The following is a 23,811-nucleotide window of genomic DNA, read 5'->3' as shown; positions in this document are numbered from 1 at the left end:
GCCGAGGTCGGCGCCACCTTCGCGGATGGCGCGGATCGCGGCCGGCTGCAGTACGAGGCGCCCACCCTGGTGTTCCGCGGCGCCACGCGCCGCGTGTGGCCCGCCGAGGCGCTGAGGGGCGTCAGGGTCGAAGGCGAGGACCTGGTCCTGGCCGATGGCGCGCGGTTCGCGCTGGGCGCCGCCCCAGCGGCCCGCTGGGCCGACGCCATCGCCAATCCCAAGAGCCGCCTGCACAAGATCGGCGTGAAGGCGGGGATGCGCACCGCCGTGATCGGCGTCGCCGACGAGACCTTCACCACGGAGCTTGCCGAGCGGGGAGCCCGGCCCGTCGCAGAGCTCGCCGGGCTGGATCTGCTGTTCTATGCGGCCGACAGCGCCGAGGATCTGGCCCGGGTTGAGGGCTTGGCGCCGGCCCTGGCCGAGGGTGGCGCGCTGTGGATTGTCTCGCGCAAGGGCAAGGCCGCCACCGTCAAGTACGTCGACGTCATGGCCGCCGCCAGGGCCGCGGGCCTGGTCGACAGCAAGGTCGTGGGCTTTTCCCCGACCTTGACCGCCTTGCGTTTCACGCGCCGCAAAACCTGAGGTCCCCGCTCTCTCTGCACAGAGAGAAGGCTGCAGCATTACCTGCCGCGTAATCGACCCGCCTCCGGGTCCGGTCTCATCTCCCGCCAGCAAGGGAGATGCCGATGAACCGCCGCGATATCATCACCTCGAGCCTGGCCGCCGGATCGGTGGTCGCCCTCGGCGCGCGCCCTGCCGGAGCGCAGGAACGCCGGCCGGTCGTCGTGCAGGCGCGGGATGGAACCCGTCTCTACTTCCGCGACTGGGGCGAGGGCCAGCCGGTGGTGTTCGTCTCCAGCTGGGCGCTTTCCAGCGAGATGTGGGCCTATCAGGTGGCGCACCTGGCCGAGCGCGGCTTTCGCTGCATCGCCTTCGATCGCCGTGGGCACGGCCGCTCGGACGTTCCGGCCCGCGGGTACGACATGGATACGCTGGCCGATGACCTGGGCTCGGTGATCGAGACGCTGGGCCTGAAGAACGTGATCCTGGTCGGACATTCCATGGGCGGGGCCGAGGTGATCCGCTACCTGGGCCGGCACGGCGCGGCGAAGGTGAAGAAGGTTGCGCTGGTCGCCGCCGTTGGCCCGTATGTGGTTCAGACGGCCGACAACCCCTACGGCGCGCCGATGGCCTACCACCAGGCGACGCTAAAGGCCTACGCCACCGACTTCCCCGGGTGGGCCATGGCCAACCAGGCGCCCTTCTTCACGCCCGAGACCTCGCCAGCGATGAAGGCGTGGCTGACCGACCAGCTGGTCGCGACGCCCGTCCCGGTGGCGGTGGCCGCGTTCAAGGCGCTGATCGGCAAGGACCTGCGGCCGGACCTGGCCAAGATCGACCGGCCCACACTGGTCATCCACGGCGACAAGGACGCCTCGGCGCCGCTCGCCATCACCGGCCAGCGGCTGGCGGCGGGGATCCGGGGCGCGGAACTGAGGGTCTATCCCGGCGCGCCGCATGGGCTTTTCGTCACCCATATGGATCAGTTGAACGCCGACCTAGAAGCCTTCTTCAAGGCTTGAGGTTGCGCCGGGGGGCCATAGCGTCCTAACCCGGGCGCATGGCCCTCCGCGACTTCGGCCTGCTGATGGCCATGTGCGTGGTCTGGGCGGTCAACAACATCATCTCGAAGTACGTGGTGAGCGACCTCGACGTGCCGCCGCTGTTCTACGCGGCCGCGCGCTTCGCCATCGTGGCGGCGATGCTGGTCCCGTTCCTGCGCCCGGCGCCCAAGCCGACCTGGCGTCTGGTGCTGACGGCGTTCCTGATGGGCGGTGGCAACTTCGGGCTGATGTTCGTCGGCCTGAAGTATTCGACCGCTTCCACGGCCGCCGTGGTGCTGCAGCTGGGCATGCCGATCACGCTCATCCTCTCGGTGATCTTCCTGGGCGAGCGGATCCGTTGGCGCCGCGGCCTGGGCATCGCGCTGACCTTTGCCGGGGTGCTGACCGTCATGTGGAACCCCGCCGGTTTCACGCTCTCGGCCGGGCTGCTGCTGGTGGCCGGGGCCACCGTGATGTCGGGGATCGGCGTGATCCTGACCAAGCAGATCGAAGGCATGCGCCCGATCACCTTCCAGGCTTGGGTGGGGCTGGTTTCGGTCCTGCCCATGGCGCTGCTGTCGGCGTGGCTGGAGCCGGGGCAGGTGGACAAGGCGCTCGCGGCTGGCCTGCCGTTCTGGGCCGCCCTGGTCTTCTCCGCGGTGGTCGTCTCGGTAGGCGCACACACCCTCTATGTCACCCTGCTGCAGCGCTATGAGGCCAACCTGATCTCGGCGTTGATCCTGGTGACGCCCCTGGCCACTATCGGACTGGGCGTCGCGGTGCTGGACGAGCCGTTCGGCCCTCGGCTGGCCATCGGCAGCGTCCTGGCGCTTGCCGGCGTGCTGATCATCGCGCTCAGGGCGAACCAAGTGATGTCCATGCTGCTCGCCATGCGGAACCGTCCCGAATGAACGTGATCGAGGCCCCTTCGCCGAACTTCGACCCGCGCACGGTCACGCCCAGCATCCTGGTGCTGCACTACACCGGCATGCGCACGGGCGAGGAGGCGATCGCGCGCTTGCGCGACCCCGAAGCCAAGGTCTCGTCCCACTATGTGGTGGAGGAGGATGGACGCATCTTCCGGCTGGTGCCGGAGGAGCGCCGGGCCTGGCACGCCGGAGTCTCCTACTGGCGTGGCCGCCGCAACGTGAATGGCGACTCCATCGGCATCGAGATCGTCAATCCCGGCCACGAGTTCGGCTACCGGCCGTTCCCCGAGGCGCAGGTGGCGGCGGTGATCGCCCTGACCGCCGACATCCGCACCCGCTGGACGATCGAGGACCGCGACATCGTCGGCCATTCCGACGTGGCGCCCGCCCGCAAGGACGACCCTGGCGAGCTGTTCCCGTGGAAGCGCCTGGCCGAAGCCGGCCATGGCCTGTGGGCGGAGGCGTCGCCCGCGCCGGGGCAGCCGATCGGGGAGGGTGAGACTGGGGCCGCCGTGTTCGCCCTCCAGGCCGGTTTCACGCGCCTGGGCTACGACCTGCCGCCCTCCGGAACCTTTGACGCCGACACAGCGACGGTGGTCCGCGCCTTTCAACGCCACTGGCGGCCGGAGCGCGTGGACGGGATCGCGGATGGGGAGACGCGGGCGCGCCTCATCGCCCTGCTTCGGATGGCGGCGTGAGCGGGATCGAGATCCGTAAGACCGGTCCGCGGGACGCCGAGGCGATCATGGCGCTGCACCGCGCCGCCGCGTCTGGCGTCAGCGGGTTGGCGCGGGAACCGGACGAGATCGAGATCGGCTACATCGCCAAGTTCCTGAGCGAGGCCACGATCACGCTCGGGGCCTGGGCGGGCGACCGCCTCGTGGGGGAGATCCACGCCTACCGGATGGGGCCGCGCCAGTTCCACCACGTGGTGACGGACCTGACGATCGCCGTGCATCCCGAGTTCCAGGGACAGGGCATCGGCGGGCTCCTGTTCGAGGCGCTCTTTAACGAGGCGCGGGCGATGGCGCCGCCGGTCGCGAGGGTCGAGCTGATGGTGCGCGCCGGCAACGCCGGCGCCGTGCGGCTCTACGAGCGCATGGGGTTCGTCGTGGAAGGACGGTTCGCCGACCGGGTGCGGCTCCGCGACGGTACGGTCGAGGACGACCTCGCCATGACCAAATTCCTCTGAAGGTTGACCTTTCGCGCCCCGCCGACCACTTTCCGCGCGGATCAGACGGCCGGGCGGTCGCGGCCTCTCAACGCAAGTTGGTGGGTCGAGGAAAGTCCGGGCTCCACGACGACATGGCGGCGGGTAACGCCCGCCGGGGGCGACCCCAGGGATAGCGCCACAGAGAGCAAACCGCCGGCGCTTCGGCGCCGGTAAGGGTGAAAGGGTGCGGTAAGAGCGCACCGGGCCGCTGGTAACAGAGGTCGCATGGCAAGCCCCGCCAGGAGCAAGACCGAATAGGGATCCCGCGCCCGGCCAAGTCCGCAAGGATACTGGCGGGTAGGAGCGTTGCCGCTCCGAGGGGTCCGGGTAGGTCGCGAGAACCGCTCCGCGAGGAGCGGTCCAGAGGAATGACCGCCGCGTCCCGCAAGGGGCGGCACAGAACCCGGCTTATAGGCCGTCTGATCCGCATTTTCCTTTTCTGCAGCCCCTTCGCCGCCTGTGCGGAAGGAAGAAGCGCTGCTGTTAACTAATAGTTCCGCGTATGTTCTGTGGACAACTTGGGGCGGTCCGGTGTGCGACCAAGAGACACCTTTGTTTCGGCTCAAATAGTCAGTCAGTGTCATTGAAACCCACTCGATCCCATGTTAACCCAATTGCAATTCGTCGGTCAGAGTGGCGGGTCGGGGCGCGAACTCAGGCTGGTCGACGAAGGGCAGGGGGCCGGACGGAGAGATGTTTCTCTCGACCTTCGAGAAGCAGCTGGACGCGAAGCGGCGCATCGTTGTGCCGCAGGAATACCGCGCCGCGCTCTCGGGGCCGGCGGACGGCGTCTTCGTGTTTCCGTCGATCCGCTCCGACTGCATCGAGGGCGGCGGCCAGGCCCTGTTCGATCGCTACGGCGCCATGGCCGACGAGCTGGAATTTGGCGACGAACTGCGCGACTCCATCGAACGCAACGTGTTCGGGGAAATGCAGAAACTGTCGTTCGACACCGCCGGCCGGATCACCCTGCCAGAGCTGCTTTGCGAGCAGTACGGCATCACCGACTGGGTGGCCGTGGTGGGCCTCCGCGACCGCTTCGAAATCTGGGAGCGGGACGCCTACCGGGCCCAGCGCGCCGCCGACCGCGAGCGCGCGCGCAGCGGCCTGGCCGACATGCGGGCCAAGCAACGGGCCGCCCGCCTCGGAGGCGCGGCATGACCGGCGCCCCGCACATTTCTGTCCTCCTCAATGAGGTCGTCGAGCACCTGGCCATCGGGCCGGGCGACGTCGTGGTGGACGGCACTTTCGGCGCGGGTGGCTACAGCCGCGCCTTCCTGGCGACGGGAGCGAAGGTCGTGGCCTTTGACCGCGACCCTACGGTCCGTCGCTTCGCCGCGGGATTTCCGGACGACCGCTTCCGCCTGGTGGAAGCGCGATTCTCGGAGATGGACGCGGTGCTGGGCGAGGGTCACGCTGACGGCGTGGCCCTCGACCTCGGCGTGAGCTCGATGCAGATCGACCAGGCCGAGCGGGGCTTCTCGTTCATGCAGGACGGTCCGCTGGACATGCGGATGGGCGACACCGGCCCGACGGCGGCCGACCTGGTCAACACGCTCGAACAGGAAGAGCTGGCGCGGATCATCTTCGTCTATGGCGAGGAGCGGGAGAGCCGCCGGATCGCCCGGGCCATCATCCGCCGTCGCGAGGAGCAGCCCTTCAGCCGTACGCTGGAGCTGGCCGAGTTCGTGGAGAAGGCGCTGGGCGGCCGCCGCGGCGCCAAGATCCACCCGGCCACCCGCACCTTCCAGGGCCTGCGCATCGCCGTGAACGAGGAGCTGGCCGAGCTGGAGGCTGGTCTCGTGGCCGCCGAGCGCGTGCTGAAGGCCGGCGGGCGCCTCTGCGTCGTCACGTTCCATTCCCTGGAAGACCGGATCGTGAAGACCTTCCTGGGCGAGCGGTCCGGCCGCACGCCCGCGGGGTCGCGCCACGCGCCGCCGGTGGCCAAGGGCGCCGAGCCCAGCTTCCGTCTGCTGTTCAACGGCGCCAAGGCTCCGTCCGAGGCGGAGACGGCCGCCAATCCCCGCGCCCGCTCGGCAAAGCTGAGGGCGGCCGTGCGCACCGATGCGCCGGCGTGGAGGGTCGCGGCATGAGCGTCTTCACGCGCCGCGTGCGCGGCTTCCGCCTTCTGGACCTGGTGGGTGTCGGCCTGCTGGTGGCCGTGATCCTCGGCGTCTACCTGGCCAAGACCATGGCCGGCCGCGAGCGGGCCGAGATCGCCACCATCGAGCGGCAGATCAAGGCCGAGAAGGCCCGCATCCGCCTGCTGCAGGCCGAGGTCGCGCATCTGGAACAGCCCGGCCGGCTCGAGCGCCTGTCGGTCACCTACCTGAAGATGGAGCCGGTCACGGCCCATCGCGAGGCGACGCCCGACCAGATCATCGACCTGGCCCGGGCCGGCCCGCCGAAGAAGGCCAAGGCCGTCTCCGCCGTGGCCGCGATGGTCGACGGCGCCAACGTCATCCCCGGCGTGCCGCCGCCGCCGCCGCCTGAGGCAAACCCGGTGCGCGTGGCCCAGGCGCCGCGTCCGCCCGAGGTTCCGCGATGAGCTTCAGCCAACAGGCATTCGGCCGTACGGGCCTGCCGCGCTGGCTGATCGAACGCGTCTGGGGCCTGGAGCATGCGTTCGAGCGCGCCCGCGCCTCCGGCAAGGCCGAGGACGACACCCGGCTGCGCATCTTCTTCGTGCTGGCGCTGTTCACGCTGGGCTTCATAACGCTGGCCATCGGCGCCACGCGGGCCGCGCTGTTCTCGGACGTGCGGAGCGGCGGGTCCCTGGCGGCGCTGGGCGCCTCGCGCGCCGATCTCGTCGACCGCAACGGCATGCTGTTGGCGGCCGACCTGCTGCACTACGGCCTCTACATCGACCCGCGGGAGATCTGGGAAACCGAGGAGACCCGCCGCAGCCTGCTCCGCACCCTGCCGAACCTGGAGCCCGAGCGCCTGGAGCGGGCGCTCCGCGGCAACCGCCGGATCTTCGTGCTGGGCGCCCTGACGCCCCAGGAGCGCAACCGGGTGCACGAGCTGGGCTTGCCGGGCGTCAGCTTCGAGCCCGAGCAGCGCCGCGTCTATCCCCTGGGCACGTCGGCCGCGCATATCGTGGGCTTCTCCGACGCCGGCGGCGAGGGCATCTCGGGCGCCGAGGCCGCCTTCAACGACGACATCCGCGCCGCGGCCCGCAATGGCGCGCCGGTGCCGCTGTCGATCGATCTGCGGGTCCAGGGCGCCCTGGAGGACGAGCTCTACAAGGCCGTGGCCGAGTTCACGCCCAAGGGCGCGGTGGGCCTGGTCACCGACGTCCATACCGGCGAGATCCTGGGCATGGCCAGCTGGCCGGCGTTCGATCCCAACAAGCCCGGCAAGGCGGGCGTCTACGCCCAGACCAACCGCGCCGCGGCCACGGTCTATGAGATGGGCTCGACGTTCAAAGCCTTCACCGTCGCCATCGGCCTGGACAGCGGCGTCGCGACGCCCGAGAGCACCTTCGACGCCCGCAACCCCTACAAGCTGGGCTACCGCACGATCCACGACTACCACGCCGCCCGGAAGGTGCTGACGCTGGTCGAGGTGTTCCAGCACTCGTCCAACATCGGCACCGCCAAGCTGGCCGAGAGTGTCGGGCCGCAGCAGATGGGCCGCTACTTCGCCGGGCTCGGCCTCACCACGCCGGCCAAGGTGGAGCTGGTCGAGAGCGCCCGTCCGCTGACGCCCAAGGTGTGGAACGACGACGCCGTCGCCTCCACCTCGTTCGGCCACGGCATCAACGTCACGCCGCTGGCGCTGGCGCGCGCCTACGGCACGATCCTGAACGGCGGAAAGTTGATCCCGCTGACCATCCGCAAGCTGGAACCCGGCGCGAAGGTCGATGGTCCCCGTGTCATGTCCGAACGCACCTCCTTGCAGATGCTGTCGATCATGCGGGCCAACGTCAGCGGCGAGAGCGGCAGCGGCCGGTCGGCGAACATGCCGGGCCTGTCTGTGGGCGGTAAGACCGGCACGGGCGAGAAGTACGATCCGGCGATCCGGGGCTACAGCCGCAGCCGCCAGGTGTCGTCGTTCGCGGCGGTCTTCCCCACGACGGGTCCGGTGGACGCCAAGCGCTACTTCGTCCTGATCCTGCTGGACGAGCCCCATGGCACCGCCCGCAGCGCCGGCTACTCCACCGGCGGCTGGGTGGCGGCGCCCGCGGCCGGCCGGGTGATCGAGCGGATCGCGCCGTTCCTGGGCGTCACCCGGCGCGCCGACGTGGGCCAGGCGATCCCGGTGGAGCCGCCCAGCGTCGAACAGATGGGCGAAGGGCAATGACCGTTCGCCTGACCAGCCTCGTGAAGCGCCACCTGGGCGTCGACCCCGAGATCACGGGCGTCACCGCCGACAGCCGCAAGGTGAAGCCGGGCTTCCTGTTCGCGGCGTTGCCGGGCTCGACGGTCGACGGCGCGGCCTTTGCGGCCAAGGCCGTGGAAGCGGGCGCGGCGGCGGTGATCGCCGACCAGGACCTGAACCTCTCCGTGCCGACGGTCGTCTGCCGCGATCCGCGCCGCGGCTACGCCCTGGCCGCCGCGAACTTCTGGGGCCGCCAGCCGCAGACCTGCGTGGCGGTGACGGGCACCAACGGCAAGACCTCGGTGGCCAACTTCTGCCGCCAGATGTTCGCCGGCGCGGGCCACGTCTCCGCCAGCATGGGGACGCTGGGCGTGACCGTCTCGCGGCCCGGCGAGGCCGACCTGCAGGTGACGCCGCCTGGGCTGACGACGCCCGACGCCGGGGACGTGGCCGAACTGCTGATGCACATCAGCCGGCTGGGCGTGACCCATTTCGCCATGGAAGCCTCCTCGCACGGCATCGACCAGCGCCGGCTGGACGGGGTGCGGCTGTCGGCGGCCGGGTTCCTGAACCTCAGCCAGGACCACCTCGACTACCACCTGACCATGGACGCCTACATGAAGGCGAAGCTGCGCTTGTTCGAGCAGCTGATGCCCCGGGGCGCCACGGCGGTGCTGAACGCCGACAACGAGGCCTTCCCGTTCTTCGCCGCCGCCTCGGTGGTGTCGGGCCAGCGCGTGATGAGCGTCGGCGAGACGGGCCAGGCGCTGAAGCTGATGGAACGGTCCCTGCTGCCCGACGGCCAACGGCTGAAGATCCGCGCTGACGGGCGGTTGTGGGACGTGCGGCTGCCACTGGCCGGCGCCTTCCAGGCCTCGAACGCCCTGGTGGCGGCGGGCCTGTGCCGGGCGGCGGGACTGAGCTTCGAAGAGACCTTCGCCGGGCTCGAGCGGTTGAACGGCGCGCCGGGCCGCCTGCAGCGCGTGGGGGCCGGGCCGCGCGGAGGGGAGGCCTATGTTGACTACGCCCACACGCCGGACGGACTGGAAACCGTGCTGAGCGCCCTGCGCCCGCACGTGCGCGGCCGGCTGATCGTGGTGTTCGGCGCCGGCGGCGACCGCGACAAGGGCAAGCGCCCGCTGATGGGCGAGGCGGCCGCGCGGCTGGCCGACATCGCCATCGTCACCGACGACAACCCACGCTCGGAAGTCCCCGCCACGATCCGGGCCGAGGTCCTCGCCGGGGCGAGGGGCGCCAAGGAAATCGGCGACCGGCGCGAGGCGATCCGCGCCGCCGCGGCGATGCTCGAGGACGGTGATATCCTGGTGGTGGCTGGCAAGGGCCATGAGCAGGGCCAGATCGTCGCCGGCGTGACCCATCCCTTCGATGATGTCGAGGAGACGGCCAAAGCCCTGGAGCTTGTCCATGGCTGACCCGCTCTGGACCTCGGCAGACTTAGCGAGGGCGACGGGCGGGGTGGAGGGCGCAGGTTTCACCGCCACCGGAGTCTCGATCGACACCCGCACGCTGGAGCCCGGCGACCTGTTCGTGGCCCTGGCCGGCGTGCGGGACGGCCACGAGTTCGTGGCCCAGGCCATGGCTAAGGGGGCCGCGGGCGCCCTGGTAGCGCAGGACGTCGACGCGCCCTTCGTGAAGACCGCCGACACGCTGGCGGCGCTTGAGAAGCTCGGCGTGGCGGCGCGTGAGCGGGCGACGGGGGCCCGTCGGGGCGCCGTCACCGGCTCGGTCGGCAAGACCAGCGTCACCCAGGCGATTATGGCGGGCTTGAAGCTGGCCGGGCCGGCGCACTCGTCTGTGAAGAGCTACAACAACCACATCGGCGTGCCCCTGACCCTGGCGCGGATGCCGCAGGCCACCCAGCGCGCTGTGTTCGAGATCGGCATGAACCACGCCGACGAGATCCGGCCGCTGACCCACTTCGTTCGCCCGCACGCGGCCCTGGTGACGACCGTGGGGCCGGTGCACACCGAGAACTTCCCGGATGGCGAGGCGGGCGTGGCGCGGGCCAAGGCCGAGGTGTTCGAGGGGCTGGAGCCCGGCGGCGTGGCGGTGCTGAACGCCGACAACCGCTGGTTCGACCTGCTCAAGGCCGAGGCGGTGAAGGCGGGCGCGACGATCCGCACCTTCGGGACCGGTGAGGACTGCGACGCGCGCCTGATCGATTTCCAGGTTCCCGGCGGCCATGCGGTGGTGCAGGCGCGCCTGCACGGCAAGGCGATGGACTTCCCCATCCTGCAGACGGGCCTTCACTGGGGCCTGAACAGCATGGCGGTCCTGCTGATGCTGGACGCGCTGGACGTCGACCTGGACAAGGGGTTGGCCGCGCTTGGCTCGTTCGAGCCGCTGGCGGGGCGGGGCGCGGAGAAGACGGTCCAGGGGCCCCGCGGGGCCTTCACCCTGATCGACGAGAGCTACAACGCCAATCCGATCTCCATGGCCTCGGCCATCCGGACCCTGGGCGCGCGGACGGCGCCCGGCCGGCGGATCGTCGCCCTGACCGACATGCTGGAGCTGGGGCCGGAAGCCAAGGCGTTCCACGGAGGACTGGCCGAGCCGCTGGAGGCTGCGTCAATCGACCTCGTCTTCTGCGCCGGTCCTCTGATGGAATCCCTCTGGAACGCCCTTCCGCCGACTCGGAGAGGCGGCTACGCCGAGAATGCTGCCGCCCTCGCGCCGCAGCTCGCACAGGCCGTAGAGGCCGGCGACGTGGTGATGGTGAAGGGGTCGAACGGGTCGAAGGCCGGGCTGATCGCCCAGAGCCTGGCTGCGCTCGAGTCCGAGGAGCGCGGCTGATGTTCTACTGGCTCTACCTGACGTTCGCCTCGGCCGGCTACGTTCCGATCCTCAACCTGCTGAAGTACCAGACCACCCGGACGGGCCTGGCGATCGTGACCGCCCAGCTGGTGGTCGTGCTGCTGGGCTCGCGGTTCATCCGCTGGATGAAGGCCAAGCAGGGCAAGGGGCAGCCGATCCGCGCCGAGGGTATCGAGCGCCACATCGTCGAGAAGGCCGGCACCCCCACCATGGGCGGGGTGATGATCCTGGCTGGCCTGTTCGCCGGCACTCTGCTGTGGGCCGACCTGTCGAACGTCTACGTCTGGGCCGTGCTGCTGGTCACGGCGGGCTATGGCCTGCTGGGCTTCCTGGACGACTACTCCAAGGTCACAAAGCAGACGACGGCCGGCATCTCGGGGCGCGTGCGCCTGGTGCTGGAGGCGGCCATCGCCATGGCCGCCATCGTCCTGATCATCCTCTTCGCGGCCAAGCCGCCGGAGAGCCCCGAACTGCTGACGTCGGTGACGTTCCCGCTCTTCAAGCAGCTCTTCATCGACATGGGCTGGTTCTACCTGCTGTTCGGCGCCTTCGTGATCGTGGGCGCGGCCAATGCGGTGAACTTCACCGACGGCCTGGACGGTCTCGCCACCGTGCCGGTGATGATCGCCGCCGCCGCCTATGGGCTGATCACCTATCTCGTCGGCAACTACGTCTTCGCCAACTATCTGCAGCTCCACTTCGTCCCGGGCGTCGGCGAGCTTGCGGTGCTGTGCGGGGCGCTGATCGGCGCCGGCCTTGGCTTCCTCTGGTACAACGCCCCGCCGGCCAAGATCTTCATGGGCGACACCGGCTCGCTGGCCCTGGGCGGCGCGGTTGGCGCCATCGCCGTCGCCGCGCGGCACGAGATCGTTCTGGCCATCATCGGCGGCCTGTTCGTCGCCGAACTGTTGTCGGTCGTGGTGCAGGTGGCCTCGTTCAAGCTGACGGGGAAGCGCGTGTTCCGCATGGCGCCGGTGCACCACCATTTCGAGAAGCTGGGCTGGTCGGAATCCACCGTCGTGATCCGGTTCTGGATCGTCGCGGTCATGCTGGCGCTGGTCGGTCTCGCCACCCTGAAGCTCCGGTAGGGAGGTGCGCCCCGCGTCATGATCCCGGTCCGCGGCTTTGAGGGGAAGACCGTCGCCGTCTTCGGGCTGGCCCGCACGGGGCTGGCCGCGGCGCGCGCTCTTGTGGCCGGCGGCGCCAAGGTGGCGCTCTGGGACGACAAGCCCGCCACCCGCGACGCCGCGGTGGCCGACGGCTTCGAGGTCACCGACCTGACGTCGGCCGACTGGTCGGGTTTCGCGGCGCTGATGCTGTCGCCGGGCGTGCCCCTGACCCATCCCAAGCCGCACTGGACCGTGGACAAGGCCCGCGCAAACGGCGTCGAGATCCTGGGCGACATCGAACTCTTCGCGCGCACCGTGAACGCCGCGCCGGAGCACAAGCGGCCGAAGATCGTCGCCATCACCGGCACGAACGGCAAGTCGACCACCACGGCGCTGATCGGCCACATCTGCGCCGAGGCCGGCCGGGACGTGCGGATCGGCGGCAATATCGGCACGGGCGTGCTGAGCCTGGAGGATATGCACGGGGGTGCGGTCTATGTGCTGGAGCTGTCGTCTTATCAGCTTGACCTGACCTCCAGCCTGCACGCCGACGTCGCCTTGATCCTCAATGTCTCGCCCGACCACCTGGAGCGGCACGGCGACATGGAGGGCTATGTCGCGGCCAAGAAGCGGATCCTGGCCAATCAGGACAAGGGCGACACGGCCGTCATCGGCGTGGACGACGCCTGGGGCCAGCGGATCTGCACCGAGATCACCGCCGCCAACCGGCGCACCATCGTGCCGATCTCCGCCAACAAGGCCATGAGCCGCGGCGTCTATGCCCTCGACGGCCTGCTGTACGACGCCGCGGGCGAGCGCGCGACGCAGGTGGCGGACCTAAAGCGCGCGCGATCGCTGCCCGGCCGGCACAACTGGCAGAACGCTGCGGCCGCCTATGCCGCGGCCAAGGGCCTGGGCATCGATTCCGCCGCCGCCGCCCGCGCGTTGATGACCTTCCCGGGCCTGGCTCACCGGATGGAGACCGTCGGGACCCTCGGCAAGGTGCGGTTCGTCAACGACAGCAAGGCCACCAACGCCGACGCCGCGCGTCAGGCGATGTCGAGCTATCCGAAATTCTACTGGATCGCCGGCGGCCAGCCGAAGACGGGCGGCATCGACGATCTGGCCGATCTCTTCCCGCGGGTGATCAAAGCCTACCTCGTGGGCGAGGCCGCGCCGGCCTTCGCCGACGTGCTTCAGGGCAAGGCGGCGGCCGTACAGAGCGGGACCATCGCCGCGGCCGTGGAGGCCGCCTACAGGGACGCCGCCCATTCCGGCAAGGACGCCATCGTCCTGCTGTCGCCGGCCTGCGCCTCCTTCGACCAGTTCGCCGACTTCGAGGCCCGGGGCGAGGCGTTCCGCGCCGCCGTGGCCGCCCTGGCCGCCGGCAAGACAACGGAGGCGTCCGCATGACGACCGCCAGCAACGCGCATGCCTTCCCGCGCTCGGACCGTTCGCCGCTGGGCGTCTGGTGGTGGACGGTCGACCGCTGGATGCTGGGCGTCGTGGGCATCCTGATCGGGATCGGCGTCCTGATGTCGTTCGCCGCAAGCCCGGCGGCGGCGGCCCGGATGAACATCGGCGATCCGTTTCACTTCGCCGTGCGCCAGTGCGTGTTCGCCGCCGCCTCCGCGGTGGTCCTGATCAGCGTCTCGATGCTGGATGTGCGCGGCGTGCGCCGGGCGTCGTTCTTCATCTGGCTGTTCGCCATCGCCGTGATGATCGCGCTGCCGTTCATCGGTCACAACGCCAAGGGCGCCACCCGCTGGCTGGAGTTCGGCGGCTTCACCTTCCAGCCCTCCGAGTACATGAAGCCCGCGCTGATCATCCTGGTCGCCTGGATGTTCGCCGAGGGGCAGAAGGGGCAGGGCGTGCCGGGCGTCTCGGTCGCGTTTGGGCTCTACGCCGTCTCGGTGGGCCTGTTGCTGATCCAGCCGGACGTGGGCCAAACGGTGCTGATCACCGTCGCCTTCGGAGCTGCGTTCTGGATGGCGGGCGTGCCCATGTCATGGGTCATGCTACTGGGGGCCACGGCGATCGCGGGCCTGTCGTCCACCTACTTCCTGTTCCCGCACGTGGCGAGCCGGGTCGACCGGTTCCTGAGCCCCGACAAGGCCGACACCCACCAGGTGGATCGCGCGGCCGAAGCCATCGCCGCTGGCGGCGCGTTCGGGCGCGGCCCGGGCGAAGGGGTGATGAAGCGCCACGTGCCGGACCTCCACACCGACTTCATCTATTCGGTAGGCGCCGAGGAGTACGGCCTAGTGCTCAGCCTGCTGCTGATCTCGCTTTTCGCCTTCGTCGTGGTCCGCGGCCTCTATCGCGCCATGAAACTGAGCGACCCATTCGAACAGGTGGCCGCGGCGGGCCTCTTCGTGCTCGTGGGGCAGCAGGCGATCATCAACGTAGCGGTCAATCTCAACCTCATCCCGACCAAGGGGATGACCCTGCCGTTCATCAGCTACGGCGGCTCGTCCATGCTGGCCATGGGGCTGACCATGGGCCTGGCGCTGGCGCTGACCCGCCGCAGGCCGGGGGCGTACACGCCCAGCGAAGGCCTCGCCAAGGCCGGCGCGTTCGCGTGAGCAGCGGTCCAGGCATGCGCAAGATCGCCGTCGTCGCCGCCGGGGGAACCGGCGGTCACCTGTTCCCCGCCCAGGCCCTGGCCGAGGCCCTGATCGCGCGCGGCTGGGGGATTGTCCTGGCTTCTGATGAGCGGGTCGCGGGCCTGGCCCAGGATTTCCCCGCCGAGCGCCGCATCGGCCTGTCGGCGGCGACCTTCAAGCCGGGCGACCCCATCGGGATGATGCGCGCGGGCGTCGCCGTGCTGCGCGGGGCGCTGCAGGCGCGATCGGTGTTCCGGGAGATCAATCCCAACGTCGTCGTCGGCTTCGGCGGCTATCCGTCGGCGCCGGCCCTGGTGGCCGCGATCATGGACCGCCGACCCACCGTGATCCATGAGCAGAACGCGGTGATGGGCCGGGCGAACCGGTTCCTGGCGCCGCACGTCCAGACCATCGCCTGCGCTTTCCCGACGCTGACCAAGGCTCCCAAGGGCGTGGCGGAGCGGGCGCGTGTCGTCGGCAACCCGGTCAGGCCGCCGATCCGGGCGCTGGCCGAGACTCCCTACATCCCGCCGGAACCCAACGGCCCGCTGCGCCTGCTGGTGACCGGGGGCAGCCAGGGCGCGCGCTTGCTCTCCGAGCTCGTGCCCGAGGCGGTGAAGGCGATGCCGGAGGAGCTGCGCAAGCGGCTGATCGTCCAGCAGCAGACCCGCGCCGAATCCATGAACACCGCTCGCCGGGCCTATCGCGACGCCCTGGTGGACGCCGAGATCGCGCCCTTCTTCCGCGACATCGCCAGCCGCCTGCGCGATGCCCACCTGGTGATCGGCCGCTCGGGCGCGGGCAGCGTCTGCGAGTTCGCCGTGGCGGGAAAGCCGGCCATTCTGGTGCCGCTGGCGATCGCCATCGACGACGACCAGGGCCAGAACGCCAAGCTGCTGGCCGACGCCGGCGGGGCGGAGGTGGCGCGGGAGAACCAGCTCACCGTCGAGTCGCTTTCGGGCGCCCTGACCAAGCTGCTGAACAACCCCGACCGCCTGGCCCGCATGGCCGCGGCGTCGCGGTCCGTCGCCATCCCCGATGCGGCCGAGCGGCTGGCCGACGTGGTCGAGGCCTCCGCGCGCAAGTAGGGCGGATATTCCCCGACGCGGCGCGATGGGCTAGCACGCTGGGATGACGCGACGACCCGTCCCCTTCGAAATCGGCCCCGTGCACTTCATCGGCATCGGTGGCATCGGCATGAGCGGCATCGCCGAGATCATGATGCGCACCGGCTATACGGTGCAGGGGTCTGACGCCAAGGCCAGCGCCAACACCGAGCGGCTGGAGAAACTGGGCGCGAAGATCTTCATCGGTCAGGATCCGGCCAATGTCGAAGGCGCCTATGCCGTCGTCTATTCGACCGCGGTGAAGCATGACAATCCCGAGATGGTGGCCGCGCGCGAGCGGCGGCTGCCGCTGGTGCGCCGGGCCGAGATGCTGGCCGAGCTTATGCGCCTCCAGTTCTCGGTGGCTGTGGGCGGCACGCACGGCAAGACCACCACCACCTCGATGATCGCCTCGCTGCTGGACGCCGGGGGCCTGGACCCCACGGTCGTGAACGGCGGGATCATCAACGCCTACGGCACCAATGCGAAGGTCGGCTCGGGGGACTGGATCGTCGTCGAGGCCGACGAGAGCGACGGCACCTTCCTGAAGCTGAAATCCACCTGCGCGGTGGTCACCAACATCGACCCAGAGCACCTCGACCACTACGGCGAGTTCGAAGCCGTGAAGAAGGCGTTCCGCGACTTCGTGGAGAACATCCCCTTCTACGGCTTCGCGGCGATCTGCACCGACCACGCCGAGGTCCAGGCCATGGCCGCGCGGGTCGAGAACCGCCGGCTGGTGACCTATGGCGTCAATCCGCAAGCCGAGGTGCGCGCCGAGAACATCACCATGGGGCCGGACGGCGCCCGCTACGATGCCGTGATCCGGCCGCACGACGGCCCGCCGATGCGGTTCGACGGCCTGCATCTCCCCATGGCGGGGCACCACAACGTGCTGAACTCGCTGGCGGCCGTCGCCGTGGCGCGCGAACTGGGGATGGACGAGGCGGGGATCCGCAAGGGGCTGGCCGAGTTCGGCGGGGTGAAGCGGCGCTTCACCACCACCGGTGTCGCGAACGGCGTGCGCGTGGTCGACGACTATGGCCACCACCCGGTGGAGATCGCTTCGGTGCTGAAGGCCGCCCGGGCCGTCACCGGCGGCAAGGTCGTCGCAGTGGTTCAGCCGCACCGCTACACCCGCCTGCGCGACCTGTTCGACGAGTTCTGCGCCTGCTTCAACGACGCCGACACCGTGATCGTGGCCGACGTCTATGCAGCCGGCGAGGCGCCCCTGGAGGGCGTCAGCAAGGACAGCCTGGTCGAGGGCATGCGCCGCTATGGCCATCGTCGTGTCCTGCCGCTGGCATCGCCCGCCGCCCTGGCCGGGCTGGTGAAGGGTGAGACAGCGGAGGGGGACTTGGTCGTGCTGCTCGGCGCCGGCGACATCACGAGCTGGGCCTATGCCTTGCCCGGCGAACTGGAAGCGCTGGCGTGACCGATTGGCGCGACGTCCTGCCCGCCGTCCGCGGCAAGCTGCTGCGCGACGAGCGGCTGGGTCCGTTCACCTGGTTCCGGGTCGGCGGCGCGGCCGAGGTGCTCTTCCTGCCGGCCGATCACGAGGATCTGCGCGACTTCCTGCAGGCGCTGCCGGCCAGCGTGCCGGTGACGGTTCTGGGCGTCGGCTCCAATGTCATCATCCGCGACGGGGGGGTGGTGGGCGTTGTTATTCGCCTGGCAGGCCGGGCGTTCGCGGCGGTGGAGGCCGATCCGGCGACCCATCGCGTGGTCGCCGGCTCGGCGGCGCTGGACGCAACCGTCGCGCGGGCGGCGGCCAAGGCCGGCATCGCGGGCCTGGAATTCTATGCCGGCATCCCGGGGACGATCGGCGGGGCCCTGACCATGAACGCCGGCTGCTACGGTTCCGAAACCAAGGACGTGCTGGTATCGGCGTGGGGCTACGATCGCTCTGGAATCCGGCGGGAGCTGGCGTTGCAGGACTTCGGCTACACCTATCGCCACTCAGAGGCGCCCGGCGACATCATCTGGGTCGAGGCGACCTATCAGGGCCGTCCCGACGATCCCGAAGTGGTGCAGGCGCGGATCGCCGAGATTACCGCGCGGCGCGAGACGACCCAGCCCATTCGCGAGAAGACCGGCGGCTCCACGTTCAAGAATCCGCCCGGCCATTCCTCCTGGAAACTCGTCGATGAGGCGGGATGGCGTGGAAAGCCGTATGGTGGGGCGATGTTCTCGACCCTGCATTCGAACTTCATGATCAACACGGGCGAGGCGACGGCGGCCGATCTGGAAGGCCTGGGCGAGGCGGTGCGCGCCGACGTGAAGGCGAAGACCGGGGTCGATCTCCACTGGGAGATCAAGCGGATCGGCAGGCCGGCATGACCACTGCCTCGCTCATTCTGGTGCGTCACGGGCGGCCCGTGATCAACCCCGACATCCCGCCGCCGCAGTGGGGCCTGTGCCCCGAGGGCCGCGACGCGGTGGCCGCCCTGGCCGAGAAGCTGGTTGCGTTCGCGCCCAAGGCGGCGATCTCCAGCCCCGAGCCCAAGGCTCTGCAGACGGCCGAGATCATCGGCCAGCGCCTGGGCCTGGCCGTCGAGGTCGAACACGGCCTGCACGAGCACAAGCGCCAGCACACCTCCTTCGGCACCGAGGAGGACTTCCGCCAGCGGATTGCGCAGGTGTTCGCCAATCCGCACGTCCCGGCGCCGGGCGGCGAGAGCGCGGAGGAAGCCTGCCGGCGGGTCGCCGCCGCGCTGGAGGCCCACCCCGTCCGGCCGTTGGTCGCCGTGACCCACGGGACAGTGTTGAGCCTATACGTGGCCAAGCTTCTGGGCCTCGACGCCCACGACTTGTGGCGAAACCTCCACACGCCCGACGCCTTCGTCTTCGACGCCGAGGGTGGCCTGATCGAGCGTCTGTAACTTCGCTGCCCGAATGGCCTATGCGGCCAGGGCCTTCTCGCTGGGCACCAACCGCGCGGTGGCGGTCGCCCTCGCGATCACCGTTCCCGACAGGTCCATGAGCCGCCCCTCCAGGAAGGCAATGCTCCTGCCCGCCTGGACGACCTGGCCTTCGCCATAGAGCGGGCCGGGGCGCGCCGGGGCCAGGAAGCTCACATGCATTTCGATGGTGGGGGTGAAGAGGCGACCTTCGGAATAGACGAACATGGCCGGTCCCATCGTGTCGTCCAGCATGGCCGCGAGGAAACCGCCCTGGATGTAACCGGCGGGGTTCACGAACTCGGGCCGTCCCTCGAAGCGCAGGCGGATCCAGCCGTCGGCGGGCCGGACTTCCACCACCTCCCAGCCCAGAAGTTCGGCGCAGGGCGGGCGCGGCAGGCCGTCGAGAGCGGTCGGAACAGGCATGGGAACTCCTTTATGCCCTGCCATCCTGCCGACAACCTGCTGACACCATGGTGGCGGGAGCGGCGCTTGACGGGAATCCGCGGGGATGGGACGCGCAGGGCATGCGCATCCTTCCCAAGCTCGCTTTCGCCGCGGCCCTGGTCGCCGCTTCCCCCGCCTTCGCCCAGGACCTCGCCGCCGGCGCGGCCGCCGTCCGGGACAAGGCGCTCGCCGACACCACCGCCTGGGCCATCGCGGAGTCCCTGACCTCCGAGGTCGGCGCGCGGATGGTCGGCTCGCCCGCCATGGAGCGCGCGCGGGACTGGAGCGTGGCGAAGTTCAAGGAACTTGGCTTCGAGAACATCAAGGTCGAGGCGTTCACGACGCCGGCGTGGTCGCGCGGGGCGGAGTCGGCCGAGGTGGTGGGGCCCTGGCCGCACAAGCTGGCGATCCTGGGCCTGGGCAACTCCTCGCCGACGCCCGCGGGCGGCCTGACGGCCCCCATCGTGGTGTTCAAGAGCTACCAGGCCATGCTGGACCAGCCCGCTGGCGCGCTGACCGGCAAGATCGCCGTGGTCACCCAGGCCATGGGCCGCACCCAGGACGGGTCCAGCTACGGCGCCGTGGGCGTCCAGCGCCGGGCGGGCGCCGCCGAGGCCGCCAAGCGCGGGGCGGTGGGCTACCTGATACGCTCGATCTCCACCGACGACACCCGCCTGCCGCACACGGGCGGCGGCGCGCCGGGCGGGATTCCGGCCGCGGCCCTGTCTCCGCCGGATGCCGAGCTGCTGGAGAACCTGGCGGCGCGCGGCAAGCCGGTGATGGTGAAGCTGGACATGCAGTCCTCGACCAATCCCGCCGCCCCGGCCTGGAACATCTCGGGCGAGATCCGCGGCAAGGACAAGCCGGACGAAGTGATCGTGATCGGCGGCCACCTCGACAGTTGGGACCCGGGCACCGGCGCCGTGGACGACGCCGCCGGCATCGCCATCACCACCGCAGCGGCCAAGCTGGCGGCCGCGCCGGGCCGACCCAAGCGGACCATCCGCGTAGTCATGTGGGGATCGGAAGAGCAGGGCGGCTCGTCGGGCGCCTATGCCGCCGCGCACAAGGACGAGGTCGGCAAGATGGTCGTGGCCGGGGAGAGCGACGGCGGCGCCGGCCGCATCTGGAGCGTCAGCACGCCGCGGGCGGCCGCGGGCCATCCGGCGATGGTCGCGTTCCGCAGCGTTCTGCCCAAGCTGAAGGTGGCGGCGAGCAGTGAGGCGCCGCGCTTCGGGGGCGCCGACGTCGCGGGAATTATAGCGGCGGGCGTGCCTTTCGTGGACTTCAGCCAGGACATGAACCGCTACTTCGACCTGCACCACGCGGCGGACGACACCCTGGACAAGATCGACCCGGCCGAGCTGTCGCAGAACGTCGCCGTGTGGGCGGCCTTCCTCTACACGGTGGCCAATTCGGACGTGGACTTCCGCCCTAAGGCTGCGACGCCGGAGTGAGGCAAGGCCGCGCGAATCGCCGCTGCGGCGGCGGAACGCATCGCCTTGCGACCGATCAAGGCTAAGGTGGCGTCCAAACGCGACTGAGTCCCATGCCGGACGGAACCGCCACCTCGAACCTCTATCGGCCGAAGCTCGCCACCACTCTGAAGGAGGGGTACGGCCTCGGCGACCTGCGCGGCGACGCCATGGCGGGCCTGACGGTGGCCATTCTCGCCCTGCCGCTCTCCATGGCGATCGCGGTGGCCTCGGGGGTCTCGCCGGATCGCGGCCTCTACACGGCGATCGTCGGCGGCTTCCTCGTCTCGGCGCTGGGCGGCAGCCGCTACCAGATCGGCGGACCCGCAGGGGCGTTCATCGTCTTGGTCTCGGCCACGGTGGCGAAGTTCGGGATCGAGGGGCTGATCCTCACCGTTCTGCTGTCCGGCGCCATGCTGGCGCTGGTCGGCCTCCTGCGGTTGGGCTCGTTGATCCGCCACATCCCGCACGCGGTGACCGTCGGATTCACCGCCGGCATTGCGGTCACCATCCTGGCCAGCCAGATCAAGGACCTTGCAGGCCTCAAGCTCGCCGGCCCCGAGCCGGGACCGGTCATTCCCAAGCTGGCAGCCCTTGGCCAGGCCCTGGCGACCCTGAATCCGGCGGCCCTTGCGGTGGGTGTGGGCGTGGCCGCGGTCATCCTCGGTCTTCGCCGTCTCAAGCCCAGCCTCCCGGGCATGCTGATCGCGGTCGTGGCCGCGACCCTGGCGGCCACCTTCCTGCACCTGCCGGTCGAAACCATCGGCAGCCGCTTCGGCGGCATCCCGCAGGGCCTGCCCGCGCCGCAACTGCCGCATCTGTCCTGGTCGCTGGTCGTGGCGGTGCTTCCCGCGGCCCTGTCCTTCACGCTCCTCGGTGGCCTCGAGAGCCTGCTATCCGCCAAGGTCGCCGACAGCATGACGGGCCGGGTGCACCGGTCGAACATGGAGCTGGTGGCGCAGGGCCTGGCCAATGTGGGCTCGGCGCTCTTCGGCGGCATCGCCGTCACCGGCACCATCGCCCGTACGGCGGCGAACATCCGGGCCGGCGCGCGCAGCCCCGTCGCTGGGATGCTGCATGCCGTCTTCATCCTGGTGTTCATGCTGGTGGCGGCGCCGCTGGCGTCCTACGTGCCTCTGGCCGCCCTGGCCGGCCTGCTGGTGGTGGTGGCCTGGAACATGGCCGAGCGGCGAGAGTTCGCCAGCCTCATGACCAACTGGCGGGCGGGCGCCGTCCTGCTGGCGACCTTCGGCCTGACGGTCGCGCATGACCTGATGGCGGGGATCATCGCCGGCTGCGGCCTGGCGACCCTGTTCTGGGCCGCCTCGCGGGTGCACCGAAAGCTGAAGCGCCCTTGACCGGGATGGCGCCGTCCGCCACCGGCAGGACACGTTTCCTCCTACGCTACGAGTCGCCATGACCGCCCCCCTTTCCGGCCACCACGTCGCTGTCCTCATGGGCGGTCCCTCGTCTGAACGCGAGGTCAGCCTCGTCTCGGGCCGCGCCTGCGCCGACGCCCTGGAGCGCCTGGGCGCCCGGGTCAGCCGTGTGGACGCCGGCCGCGACGTGGCCCAGGTCCTGACCGACCTGAAGCCCGACGTCTGCTTCAACGCCTTGCATGGCGAGTGGGGCGAGGACGGCTGTGTCCAGGGCGTGCTGGAAACGCTGGGCGTGCCCTACACCCACTGCGGGGTGCTGGCCTCGGCGCTGGCCATGGACAAGGCCAAGGCCAAGGCGGTGCTCGCCGCTGCCGGGGTGATCGTGCCGGGCGGGGGCCTATTCAACCGCTTCGACGTGGCCGCCGGCCACGTCCTGCCGCCACCCTATGTGGTGAAACCGAACGCCGAGGGCTCGTCGGTCGGGGTGTTCATCGTCCGCGACGGCGCGAATCGCCCGCCGCAGGAGGTCGTGGCCCCCTCATGGACCTTCGGCGAGGAGGTGATGGTGGAGCCCTATATCCGCGGAATGGAGCTCGCGGTGGGCGTCATGGATGGCAAGGCCATGACCGTTACCGAAATCGTCCCCAAAACCGAATTCTACGACTACGAGGCCAAGTACGGCGAAGGCGGTTCCGAGCACATCGTTCCAGCCAGGATTTCCCCGCAAGTTGCGGAGAAAGCAAAGAAACTATCCGAGATGGCGCACGCGGCCCTGGGTTGCCGAGGCGTTACCAGGTCGGACCTCCGTTATGACGACATTAACGATGTTTTGGTCCTCTTGGAGGTGAACACCCAGCCGGGGATGACCCCGACCTCGCTCGTACCGGAGCAGGCCGCGGCGGGCGGGGTGGACTTCGACCGGTTGGTGCTGTGGATCACGGAGGACGCTTATGCCCGCAGTGGGGCGGGGGGGATCGCGAGTCGCGGCGAAACCTCGGGCCAAGGCGCCCGCTAGTCCTCAGGCCAAGCGCCCGGCGGCGAAGGCGGAGGGCGCTGTCGCCCCACGCCTGAATCCGAAACAGATCCTGATGATCGCCGGCGGCGTCCTGACGCTGGCGCTCGGCGTCACCCTGGCCACTGGTGGGCGCGGTCAGCAGATCGCCGACGCGGTCGGCGCAGGCGTCAGCGGCAAGTTCGGCGAGGCCGGCTTCCGCCTGGAGACCGTCCACGTCCAGGGCGCCTCGGCCCTCGCCACCCTCGACATCGTTCGCGCGGCCAATGTCCACAAGGACGACCCGCTCCTGGGGCTGGACCTGAACGCCCTGCGCGAACGGGTCGAGAAGGTCGGCTGGGTCGAGGAGGCCCGGGTCGTGCGCCTGCTGCCGGACACCCTGGTCATTGCGGTCAAGGAGCGCCGTCAGCTCGCCGTATGGCAGCATGGCGGCCGCAGCGTGGTGATCGACGACAAGGGCCGGGTGATCCCCGAAGCGGATCCGGCCAGCTTCACCGACCTGCCGCTGGTGGTGGGCGCGGGGGGCGCCAAGCACGCCGGCGAGATCCTGCCGACCCTGGCCCAGCGTCCGAAGCTGATGGCCCGGATGGAGGCCCTCGTGCGGGTGGACGACCGCCGCTGGGACCTGCGCATGAAGGACGGCGCCCTGATCCAGCTCCCCGCCGTCGACGAGGAGCAGGCCCTCATGCAGCTGGAACAGCTCGACCTGCGCTCGCGCATCCTGGAACTGGGCTTCGAGCGCATCGACCTGCGCAATCCCGACGTGGTCGCCGTCCGTCCGCGCGCGCCCCAGCCGACGCCCGACCTCATGACGACCACCACCGCCGCCGTCACCGCGCCCGCCGAGGGCGTGTAATGAAACCGAGCCCGCCC

Annotated in this window: 23 protein-coding genes and 1 other RNA gene; 23 read left to right on the top strand and 1 reads right to left on the bottom strand. The window is 70.1% G+C overall.

From position 1 onward, the window contains the following. The first annotated feature begins 69 nt into the window (after positions 1–69). From A2790_RS00790 to A2790_RS00700, 19 genes are all read left to right on the top strand, one after another. Positions 70–582: a DUF3052 domain-containing protein gene (locus A2790_RS00790; RefSeq protein ID WP_293386804.1), complete on the top strand. Its 513-nt coding sequence runs from the start codon at positions 70–72 to the stop codon at positions 580–582. A gap of 104 nt (positions 583–686) precedes the next feature. Continuing rightward, entirely contained in the window at positions 687–1,583 is an 897-nt protein-coding gene (locus tag A2790_RS00785) for an alpha/beta hydrolase (protein WP_293386803.1), read from the top strand. Positions 1,584–1,621: 38 nt separating this feature from the next. Further along, positions 1,622–2,515, top strand: a complete 894-nt coding sequence (locus A2790_RS00780) for a DMT family transporter (protein WP_293386802.1) — start codon at positions 1,622–1,624, stop codon at positions 2,513–2,515. Then, positions 2,512–3,231 carry an N-acetylmuramoyl-L-alanine amidase gene (locus A2790_RS00775; protein WP_293386801.1) on the top strand — a complete coding sequence of 240 codons (720 nt, stop codon included), beginning with the start codon at positions 2,512–2,514 and terminating at the stop codon, positions 3,229–3,231. Before A2790_RS00780 ends, A2790_RS00775 begins: the two co-directional genes overlap by 4 nt. Further along, complete coding sequence (locus tag A2790_RS00770; protein ID WP_293386800.1) at positions 3,228–3,725, top strand: GNAT family N-acetyltransferase; 498 nt, start codon at positions 3,228–3,230, stop codon at positions 3,723–3,725. Before A2790_RS00775 ends, A2790_RS00770 begins: the two co-directional genes overlap by 4 nt. A 41-nt stretch (positions 3,726–3,766) precedes the next feature. Then, positions 3,767–4,173, top strand: an RNA gene (gene rnpB, locus A2790_RS00765) — RNase P RNA component class A. Between the two features lie 266 nt (positions 4,174–4,439). Further along, on the top strand, positions 4,440–4,907 hold the full coding sequence (locus A2790_RS00760; protein ID WP_068877015.1) for a cell division protein MraZ: 468 nt from the start codon (positions 4,440–4,442) through the stop codon (positions 4,905–4,907). Continuing rightward, a complete protein-coding gene (gene rsmH, locus A2790_RS00755) occupies positions 4,904–5,839 on the top strand; it encodes a 16S rRNA (cytosine(1402)-N(4))-methyltransferase RsmH (RefSeq protein ID WP_293386799.1) in 936 nt (311 codons plus the stop codon). The genes A2790_RS00760 and rsmH overlap by 4 nt, the downstream gene beginning before the upstream one ends. Further along, on the top strand, positions 5,836–6,294 hold the full coding sequence (locus tag A2790_RS00750; protein WP_293386798.1) for a cell division protein: 459 nt from the start codon (positions 5,836–5,838) through the stop codon (positions 6,292–6,294). The genes rsmH and A2790_RS00750 overlap by 4 nt, the downstream gene beginning before the upstream one ends. Next, complete coding sequence (locus A2790_RS00745; protein WP_293386797.1) at positions 6,291–8,051, top strand: penicillin-binding protein 2; 1,761 nt, start codon at positions 6,291–6,293, stop codon at positions 8,049–8,051. Before A2790_RS00750 ends, A2790_RS00745 begins: the two co-directional genes overlap by 4 nt. Then, entirely contained in the window at positions 8,048–9,502 is a 1,455-nt protein-coding gene (locus tag A2790_RS00740; protein WP_293386796.1) for a UDP-N-acetylmuramoyl-L-alanyl-D-glutamate--2,6-diaminopimelate ligase, read from the top strand. The genes A2790_RS00745 and A2790_RS00740 overlap by 4 nt, the downstream gene beginning before the upstream one ends. Next, entirely contained in the window at positions 9,495–10,883 is a 1,389-nt protein-coding gene (murF, locus tag A2790_RS00735) for a UDP-N-acetylmuramoyl-tripeptide--D-alanyl-D-alanine ligase (RefSeq protein WP_293386795.1), read from the top strand. Before A2790_RS00740 ends, murF begins: the two co-directional genes overlap by 8 nt. After that, complete coding sequence (mraY, locus tag A2790_RS00730) at positions 10,883–11,992, top strand: phospho-N-acetylmuramoyl-pentapeptide-transferase (protein ID WP_293386794.1); 1,110 nt, start codon at positions 10,883–10,885, stop codon at positions 11,990–11,992. Before murF ends, mraY begins: the two co-directional genes overlap by 1 nt. Positions 11,993–12,010: 18 nt before the next feature. Continuing rightward, a complete protein-coding gene (gene murD, locus A2790_RS00725) occupies positions 12,011–13,426 on the top strand; it encodes a UDP-N-acetylmuramoyl-L-alanine--D-glutamate ligase (protein WP_293386793.1) in 1,416 nt (471 codons plus the stop codon). Continuing rightward, a complete protein-coding gene (gene ftsW, locus A2790_RS00720; protein WP_293386792.1) occupies positions 13,423–14,598 on the top strand; it encodes a putative lipid II flippase FtsW in 1,176 nt (391 codons plus the stop codon). The genes murD and ftsW overlap by 4 nt, the downstream gene beginning before the upstream one ends. 14 nt (positions 14,599–14,612) lie before the next feature. Continuing rightward, positions 14,613–15,707, top strand: coding sequence for an undecaprenyldiphospho-muramoylpentapeptide beta-N-acetylglucosaminyltransferase (gene murG, locus A2790_RS00715; protein ID WP_293386791.1), 1,095 nt, complete (start codon positions 14,613–14,615; stop codon positions 15,705–15,707). A 43-nt stretch (positions 15,708–15,750) separates the two neighbouring features. Beyond that, positions 15,751–17,160 carry a UDP-N-acetylmuramate--L-alanine ligase gene (gene murC / locus A2790_RS00710; RefSeq protein WP_293386790.1) on the top strand — a complete coding sequence of 470 codons (1,410 nt, stop codon included), beginning with the start codon at positions 15,751–15,753 and terminating at the stop codon, positions 17,158–17,160. Then, positions 17,157–18,065 carry a UDP-N-acetylmuramate dehydrogenase gene (murB, locus tag A2790_RS00705; RefSeq protein ID WP_293386789.1) on the top strand — a complete coding sequence of 303 codons (909 nt, stop codon included), beginning with the start codon at positions 17,157–17,159 and terminating at the stop codon, positions 18,063–18,065. Before murC ends, murB begins: the two co-directional genes overlap by 4 nt. Further along, positions 18,062–18,607, top strand: coding sequence for a histidine phosphatase family protein (locus A2790_RS00700; RefSeq protein WP_293386788.1), 546 nt, complete (start codon positions 18,062–18,064; stop codon positions 18,605–18,607). Before murB ends, A2790_RS00700 begins: the two co-directional genes overlap by 4 nt. Positions 18,608–18,625: 18 nt before the next feature. On the opposite strand, the gene A2790_RS00695 is transcribed toward A2790_RS00700, so the two are convergent. Continuing rightward, the gene (locus A2790_RS00695) at positions 18,626–19,051 is read right to left on the bottom strand and encodes a PaaI family thioesterase (RefSeq protein WP_293386787.1); all 426 of its coding nucleotides are present in this window, start codon (positions 19,049–19,051) and stop codon (positions 18,626–18,628) included. A gap of 101 nt (positions 19,052–19,152) precedes the next feature. Between A2790_RS00695 and A2790_RS00690 the strand changes: the two genes are divergently transcribed. The 4 genes from A2790_RS00690 to A2790_RS00675 all read left to right on the top strand — a co-directional run bounded on the left by A2790_RS00690 (position 19,153) and on the right by A2790_RS00675 (position 23,794). Then, entirely contained in the window at positions 19,153–20,529 is a 1,377-nt protein-coding gene (locus tag A2790_RS00690; protein ID WP_293386786.1) for a M20/M25/M40 family metallo-hydrolase, read from the top strand. Between the two features lie 92 nt (positions 20,530–20,621). Then, entirely contained in the window at positions 20,622–21,905 is a 1,284-nt protein-coding gene (locus tag A2790_RS00685) for a SulP family inorganic anion transporter (protein WP_293386785.1), read from the top strand. 58 nt (positions 21,906–21,963) lie between these two features. Then, positions 21,964–22,941, top strand: coding sequence for a D-alanine--D-alanine ligase (locus tag A2790_RS00680; RefSeq protein WP_293386784.1), 978 nt, complete (start codon positions 21,964–21,966; stop codon positions 22,939–22,941). Beyond that, positions 22,877–23,794, top strand: a complete 918-nt coding sequence (locus tag A2790_RS00675) for a cell division protein FtsQ/DivIB (RefSeq protein WP_293386783.1) — start codon at positions 22,877–22,879, stop codon at positions 23,792–23,794. The genes A2790_RS00680 and A2790_RS00675 overlap by 65 nt, the downstream gene beginning before the upstream one ends. Positions 23,795–23,811: the final 17 nt, after the last annotated feature.

The sequence above is a fragment of the Phenylobacterium sp. RIFCSPHIGHO2_01_FULL_69_31 genome, assembly GCF_001824475.1.
Lineage (GTDB): Bacteria > Pseudomonadota > Alphaproteobacteria > Caulobacterales > Caulobacteraceae > Phenylobacterium.
This window is presented reverse-complemented; position numbering and strand designations above follow the sequence as displayed.